Origin of the sequence: uncultured Methanobrevibacter sp., from assembly GCF_902774605.1 — an archaeon.
GTDB lineage: Archaea > Methanobacteriota > Methanobacteria > Methanobacteriales > Methanobacteriaceae > Methanocatella.
Genome location: NZ_CACYJE010000075.1, coordinates 1 through 6,857 on the forward strand (window position 1 = coordinate 1; position 6,857 = coordinate 6,857).

Genomic DNA, 6,857 nt, shown 5'->3' on the forward strand with positions numbered 1-6,857 from the left:
GCAATGCTTTTAAAAATCTATGGTAAGGAACGAAAATCTAAAGAATGCAGGCAAGACTATGAAAATTTTCTTAAAAATAATTATCCTAATGAATTCGATGATTTTTTGGAATTCAAAAGAAAAGTTGAAAGAAAAACTCCTAATATTAAAGAACTGATTTTTGAATGGATGGATGGAAAAAGAGATATCCCTAATTTTGAATTATTTGATGTATACGCTGATTAATTCCTAGTAATGACTTAATTCTTAATATTTTTTTCAAACTTTTATTTTTGATTATTTTTTACTTAATTTCATAATTACTTTTTTAAATAATAAATTACATAATTAATAATATTATTTATATTTACATTTTACTAGGAGAAGATACATGTCAAAAGAAGAGATTCCTAAAGACTATGACTTTAAAAAAGAAAAGGCATGGGAGCAGAAATGGGAAGATGAAGACATCTACAAATACATTGGAGATGGATCACGCCCTAGATATATAATTGACACTCCCCCACCATACCCAACAGGTTCCATTCACCTGGGCCACGTACTGAATTGGGTTTACATTGATATGAACGCAAGATACAGAAGACAAAAAGGCAATGACGTACTGTTCACCCAAGGATGGGACTGCCACGGTCTTCCAACTGAAGTGAAGGTTGAGGAAACTCATGGAATCAAGAAAAATGACGTTTCAAGAACACAATTCAGACAGTATTGTGTTGACTTAACCACTGACAACATTGCAAAGATGAAATCACAGATGCGTGCAATGGGCTATTCACAGGACTGGACTCGTGAATTTGTCACAATGACACCGGAATACATGAGAAAAACCCAGTATTCATTTTTAAAAATGTATGAGGAAGGTTTGATCTATCAGGGAAAACACCCTGTAAACTGGTGTCCTCGCTGCCAGACAGCTATCGCTTTTGCTGAGGTGGAATACTCAGACAACACTACATTCCTAAACTATGTCAATTTCCCTCCTGCAGTGGAGGATTCATATGAAGACATTGCATCCTCACAAAAATCAGGAAAACAGGCTGACCCTAAGGATGAGGGCATACTCATTGCAACCACCCGTCCTGAATTGATGTCCGCCTGTGTGGCAGTAGTAATCCACCCTGAAGATGAAAGATACGCTCACCTTCTGGGAAAATATGTTGAAGTTCCATTATCACATCAGAAAGTGAAAATCATTGCAGATGAAGAGGTTGACCCTGAATTCGGTACAGGTGCGGTAATGATTTGTACCTTCGGGGACAAGACTGACGTAAGTTGGGTTCAAAAATATGACCTTGAGGTCATTGATGTCATGGATGATGCGGGCATGTTGACTTCAGCTGCAGGAAGATATGAGGGCATGGACCTTCAAACCTGTAAAAAACAGACTATTGAAGACCTTGACAGTGAAGGATACTTGTTAAAGCAGGAAGAAGTTGACCAAAATGTAGGACAATGCTGGAGATGCAAGACTCCTGTTGAAATTCTTCTCAAAGAGCAATGGTTTGTTGCAGTACGTGACTTAATCGAAAAAACCAAAGTTGCAGCGGATGAAATGAAATGGGTGCCGGAACACATGAAATCCCGTATGGTCAACTGGGCGGATTCAATGGAATGGGACTGGTGCATCTCAAGGCAAAGAATATTTGCAACCCCAATACCAGTATGGTACTGTAAGGACTGCGGAAATGTAATCCTGCCTGACGTTGAGGACCTGCCAATCGATCCAACAGTTGACAAGCCAAAACATGCATGTGAATGTGGCTGTGAGGAATTCATTCCTGAAGTGGATGTTTTAGACACTTGGATGGACTCATCAATTTCACCATTGTCAATCGCAGGATGGCCTGATGAGGATTACGTAAATCATTTCCCATCAAGCATCCGTCCGCAAGGACACGACATCATCCGTACATGGGCATTCTACACCACCTTAAGATGTATTGCCTTAACCGGCAAGAAACCGTTCGACGATATCGTAATCAACGGTATGGTATTCGGTGAGGATGGAAACAAGATGAGCAAATCACGTCCTGAATTCGTTGTCGGACCGGAAGAGGTAATTGAGAAATACGGTGCAGACTCACTAAGGACATGGGCTGCAAACAGTGTGCCTGGATCTGATGTAATATTTGACTGGAAGGACATCAAGCACGGATACAGGTTCCTCAGGAAATTCTGGAATGCGTTCAGGTTCATCAGCATGCAGATATTTGATGAGGAAGTGTCATATGATGAAGTTAAAGATAATTTAGGACCATTGGACTTATGGATTCTTTCAAAATTAAACAATTTAAACAAGATTGTGGACACTGCATTTGCAGAATATAACTTCGCACAGACAATCACTCCAATCGAAAGGTTCTTCTGGCATGACTTCTGTGATGAGTACATTGAAGCTGTAAAATACAGGCTATACACTGATGTTTCAGATGAATCAAGGCGTGCTGCAAAATACACATTAAGGACAGTTGTGGAAACATCACTTAAGCTGCTTGCTCCAATCGCACCGTTCTTCACAGAAGAGGTTTACCAATACTTCTCAGACGAGTCAATCCACACCACCTTATGGCCTGAAGTCTATGAGGAACTCATCAGCGAGGAAATGGAAAGCAAAGGGGAAACCACTGTTGAGTTGATTGATGAGGTTAGAAGATTCAAGTCAGCTTCAAAAATCCCATTGAATGCTGAGCTTGCAGAAGTGAACGTCTACACTTCCGACGATGAACTGGTGGACGTGTTCAACCAGTTCGACGAGGACATCAGGGGAACATTGAAGATCAATGACTTGACAATAAGCTCTGGAAAACCTGAAGTCCATGAGAAAATCATTGAAGTCGAGCCTGACATGTCACAGGTCGGACCGAAATTCAAGGGTGATGCGGGTAAAATCATAGGCTACTTGAAATCCACCGACATCGATGAAATCGGCAATGCTTTAATGGAAAACCATGAGCTCGCAATAGGCGACATCGTGGTTCCGGAAGACATGCTCAACATCAAAAAGGAGATTGTAGGCGCTTCAGGTAAGAAAGTGGATATCCTGCAATCCGAAAACCTTGACATGATAGTGGAAGTAATCAGATGATTACTTTCCCATTAACTTTTTTTAGAATAAATGCTATTGCATAAGTCGCCGCAAAGATGATGACTGTCCACAGTATTGACACTGCAACGGGCTGGTTATAGACCAAAAGGAAGGGATAGGGACCTTCCACTATTTTTAAAACATTCAATGAAATCATGATGATTGCATATATTATCGTGAATGTTAGTCCATGAAGCACGTTCAGGCCATCATATTTCTCAAGCAGTATGAATGATGCCAATGCCATCAAAGGGCAGAGCGTATGGTGGTAGAGCATGGACCCTTCAAATAGCAGGTAATGCAATCCCCAATCAGTTGTCCAGGACAGAACTGTAACTACTACAATGAATGTTAGTGTTGTTGAAACGATAGAGACGTATCTCAGGCCATTCAGCCAGGACGGCAGTTTCCTGTCTGAAAGCAGATAGATTAAGATAATTATTGATGAGACTAACAAGAGGAAATTGCTGTCTTCAGTGTAATATTCTAATGTTTTCAACCCGAATTCCTGAATGACGAGTATGAAGCCGATTATCTCTAGAATTATGAGGATTATGTTGATTATGATTTGAATGTTTCGATTTTTCATGCCATTTCACCAGCGCCATATTTCCGTTTTTCACGTTTCAAATTAAAAACAATATTGATTTGGGCTTGAAATCATTATATTCTAATGTAAATATTGTTTTGGGCTTGTTAAAAGTTTATATACTACTTGTTAATTAAATAAGTAATGGAGATGGGTTATCTAAGCATTAAATTTCTCACCTTTAACGTATCATTAGATAAATATTGCATTTGTATCAAGTCACACTCCCGGATAAACTCCCATCTCCACAACACGATTTCAATAATCATAAGTGATGTCGATTTTGACATATTGAAAGTTTTCACGCTACTTGTTTCAATTAAATGAGTAGGGGGATGAGGATTGTTCATTCAAAAAGTTTTAGATGTCATAATCTTTAAATCCATATTATAGAATTCATACACCATATTAAATTAACTTCCAAGAATCCTCGTCCCTTATATTATTTCTTTTTAGGTAAGTATTTATTAAATCTTTGATAAAAATACTTATGATACAATGATTCTTAAAGTAAAAAATATTTCAGAAATAGGAGGTGTCGTCAAGGCACCGCCATCCAAAAGCTATTCGCACAGGGCAGTAATACTGGCATCACTTGCAAAAGGAACATCAAGGCTTTACGACATGCTATACTCAGAAGACACATTATCCTCAATCAGGGTTTGTGAGGCACTGGGTGCTAAAATAAACAGGACAGAAGAGTGTCTTGAGGTTACAGGCACTGGAGGCAAACTTCACAATTCAAGCGTGGAAGCTATTGACTTGGCTAATTCTGGAACTACTTTAAGACTAATGACCAGCGTTTCCGCATTGAGCGACAATGAAGTGACATTGACAGGTGACGATTCACTCAAGACCCGTCCGATGGGCCTGTTGATGGATGCGCTCCTGCCATTGGGTGTTGAGACAGAATCATTGAATGGCAATGACAAGGCACCTATACTTATCAGGCCGGGCTATAACGGAGGGGAAACCAACATCATGGGCAATGTCAGTTCACAGTTCATCTCATCAATCATTATTTCCTCACCATTATCCAATCACGGCGTGACATTGTATGTCCTGCCCGAATTCAAGTCAAAGCCATATGTTAACATGACACTGGACATAATGAGGAAATTCGGCGTCAAGGCATTGAGGGGCTATTATCTGAAGCATGAGTCATGCGACAAGGAGCATCAGAGCTGCCGCATCGATGAGTTCAAGGTTAAAAAGCAGGATTATATCGCATGCGACTATACTGTTGAAGGGGATTACTCCTCAGCATCATACCTCCTGGCTTTGATTGCCATTAACGGTGGCAGAGCCATTATCAGGAACCTATTCCGTGATTCCAAGCAGGGGGACAAGTATATTCTTGACATTCTTCAGGCAATGGGTGCCACAGTCATCCGTGGTGAGGATTATGTTGAAATCGCATCCAACGGTGAATTGAAGGCAATTGATGTGGATTTGTCAAATGCGCCTGACTTGCTGATTACCGTTGCCGTTTTGGCCGCCATGGCTGAGGGAACCACAAACATCACTGGAGTTGCTCATGCAAGGGTCAAGGAAACCGACAGGATAGACACCACTTGCCGTGAACTTGAAAAGCTCGGATGCAGGCTTGTCGAACATGAAGACGGCATGAGCATAACCGGCGGAGTGACTTCAGGAAGGGTGGATTCCCATGGCGATCACAGGTTGGCCATGGCTTTCAGTCTGATTGGCCTTAGGCATGATGTTGAAATAACAAATGGGGAAGTGTTTGACGTGTCATTCCCGAATTTCATTGAGAGCATGGCGGAACTTGGTTTTGAATTGGAGTTAATATGATGAATAAGGAAGAGCGTGTAATCAGGTTGATAGAGGAATTGGAGAGTGTTTTTCAAATAAGGGTTTTCCTGGACCATGACCCGTATAAGGTGCTTGTAAGGACCATATTGTCCCAGAGGACTAGGGATGAGAATACAGATCAGGCCACAAATAATCTGTTCGAGAAGTATCCTGACATTCATGCTGTTGTTGATGCACCAATCGATGACGTTAAGGAGCTTATCAGGCCTGCAGGTTTTTATAATGTCAAGGCTGCTCGCATTCAGGAGGTTTCACGGATTCTGATTGACCAGTATGGCGGTGAGGTTCCTGATACTGTTGAGGAAATGATTAAGCTTCCGGGTGTCGGTCGTAAGACTGCAAATTGCGTCATGGTTTTTGCCTTTGAGTTGCCGGCGATTCCGGTTGACACTCATGTTCATAGGATTTCCAATCGTTTGGGTTTGGTTGACACCAAGAATCCTGACGACACTGAAGTGGAATTGTGCAGGATTGCCCCTAGGGACTTGTGGATTAAGCTTAATGACTTGATGGTTCAGTTTGGCCAGAATATCTGCAAGCCGATCGGTCCTCAGTGTGAGGTTTGTCCCTGCACTGACATCTGCGATTATTTCAGTGAAAATATCTGATTATTTTTTTAGTTACACCAAAACATTTATAAATAAAAACAATGTTATATAACAATAGTTATTATAACGAATGTTATATTAACTTTAAGATAACCCTTTTAATATACCAATAAAAACAATTAATAATATAGGAGAAGAAAATATGGTAAACGTTCCAAAACTAAAAAGAGGAGTACTAGACAGTATAATTGATGCAATTGGAAACACTCCAATTGTAAGATTGAACAACCTGACAAAAGACCTGGAAGCAGAAGTGGATGTGAAAATAGAATCATTCAACCCAACCGGAAGCGTAAAGGACAGGGTTGCAGTTGCAATGATTGAAGATGCGGAAGAAAAGGGCCAACTCAAGGAAGGCTCAACAATCATCGAACCTACCAGTGGAAACACCGGCATCGGCCTTGCTCTCTGTGGCGTACGCAAAGGCTACAAAGTGATCATTGTAATGCCCGAAAACATGTCCGAAGAGAGGAAAAAGATCATCCATGCACTCGGCGCCGAGCTCGTGCTGACCCCCGCAGAATTGAGCGTGGACGGTGCAGTTACCGAAGCGGAACGCATCGCCTCCTCATCGGATCAATATTTCGTCCCGCAGCAGTTTAAAAATCCGGCAAACCCGGACATACATTACCGTACAACGGCTGTAGAACTCTGTGAGCAGCTCGGGCAGAAGATCGACATCTATGTGTCCGGCATCGGTTCAGGCGGAACGCTCCAGGGCGTAGCCAAATATCTGCTG

At 41.3% G+C, this 6,857-nt stretch carries 6 protein-coding genes; 5 read left to right on the forward strand and 1 reads right to left on the reverse strand.

The window, feature by feature from the left end; all coding sequences use genetic code 11:
• Together QZU77_RS10050 and QZU77_RS10055 are read left to right on the forward strand one after the other, a co-directional pair.
• A partial coding sequence (locus tag QZU77_RS10050) for a hypothetical protein (protein WP_295603706.1) occupies positions 1 to 225 on the forward strand: 225 nt, incomplete at its 5' end.
• Between the two features lie 145 nt (positions 226 to 370).
• Positions 371 to 3,085, forward strand: a complete 2,715-nt coding sequence (locus QZU77_RS10055) for a valine--tRNA ligase (protein WP_295603708.1) — start codon at positions 371 to 373, stop codon at positions 3,083 to 3,085.
• Here QZU77_RS10055 and QZU77_RS10060 read toward each other — a convergent pair.
• Positions 3,078 to 3,674, reverse strand: coding sequence for a hypothetical protein (locus tag QZU77_RS10060; RefSeq protein WP_295603710.1), 597 nt, complete (start codon positions 3,672 to 3,674; stop codon positions 3,078 to 3,080). The two genes, QZU77_RS10055 and QZU77_RS10060, sit on opposite strands and share 8 nt — an antisense overlap.
• A gap of 498 nt (positions 3,675 to 4,172) precedes the next feature.
• Here QZU77_RS10060 and aroA point away from each other — a divergent pair, with 498 nt between their 5' ends.
• The 3 genes from aroA to QZU77_RS10075 form a co-directional block, all read left to right on the forward strand.
• Positions 4,173 to 5,489: a 3-phosphoshikimate 1-carboxyvinyltransferase gene (aroA, locus tag QZU77_RS10065; RefSeq protein WP_295603712.1), complete on the forward strand. Its 1,317-nt coding sequence runs from the start codon at positions 4,173 to 4,175 to the stop codon at positions 5,487 to 5,489.
• Positions 5,486 to 6,118, forward strand: a complete 633-nt coding sequence (gene nth, locus QZU77_RS10070; RefSeq protein WP_295603714.1) for an endonuclease III — start codon at positions 5,486 to 5,488, stop codon at positions 6,116 to 6,118. The genes aroA and nth overlap by 4 nt, the downstream gene beginning before the upstream one ends.
• Before the next feature lie 142 nt (positions 6,119 to 6,260).
• Positions 6,261 to 6,857: PLP-dependent cysteine synthase family protein (locus tag QZU77_RS10075; RefSeq protein WP_295603716.1), on the forward strand; the 597-nt coding region annotated here is incomplete at its 3' end.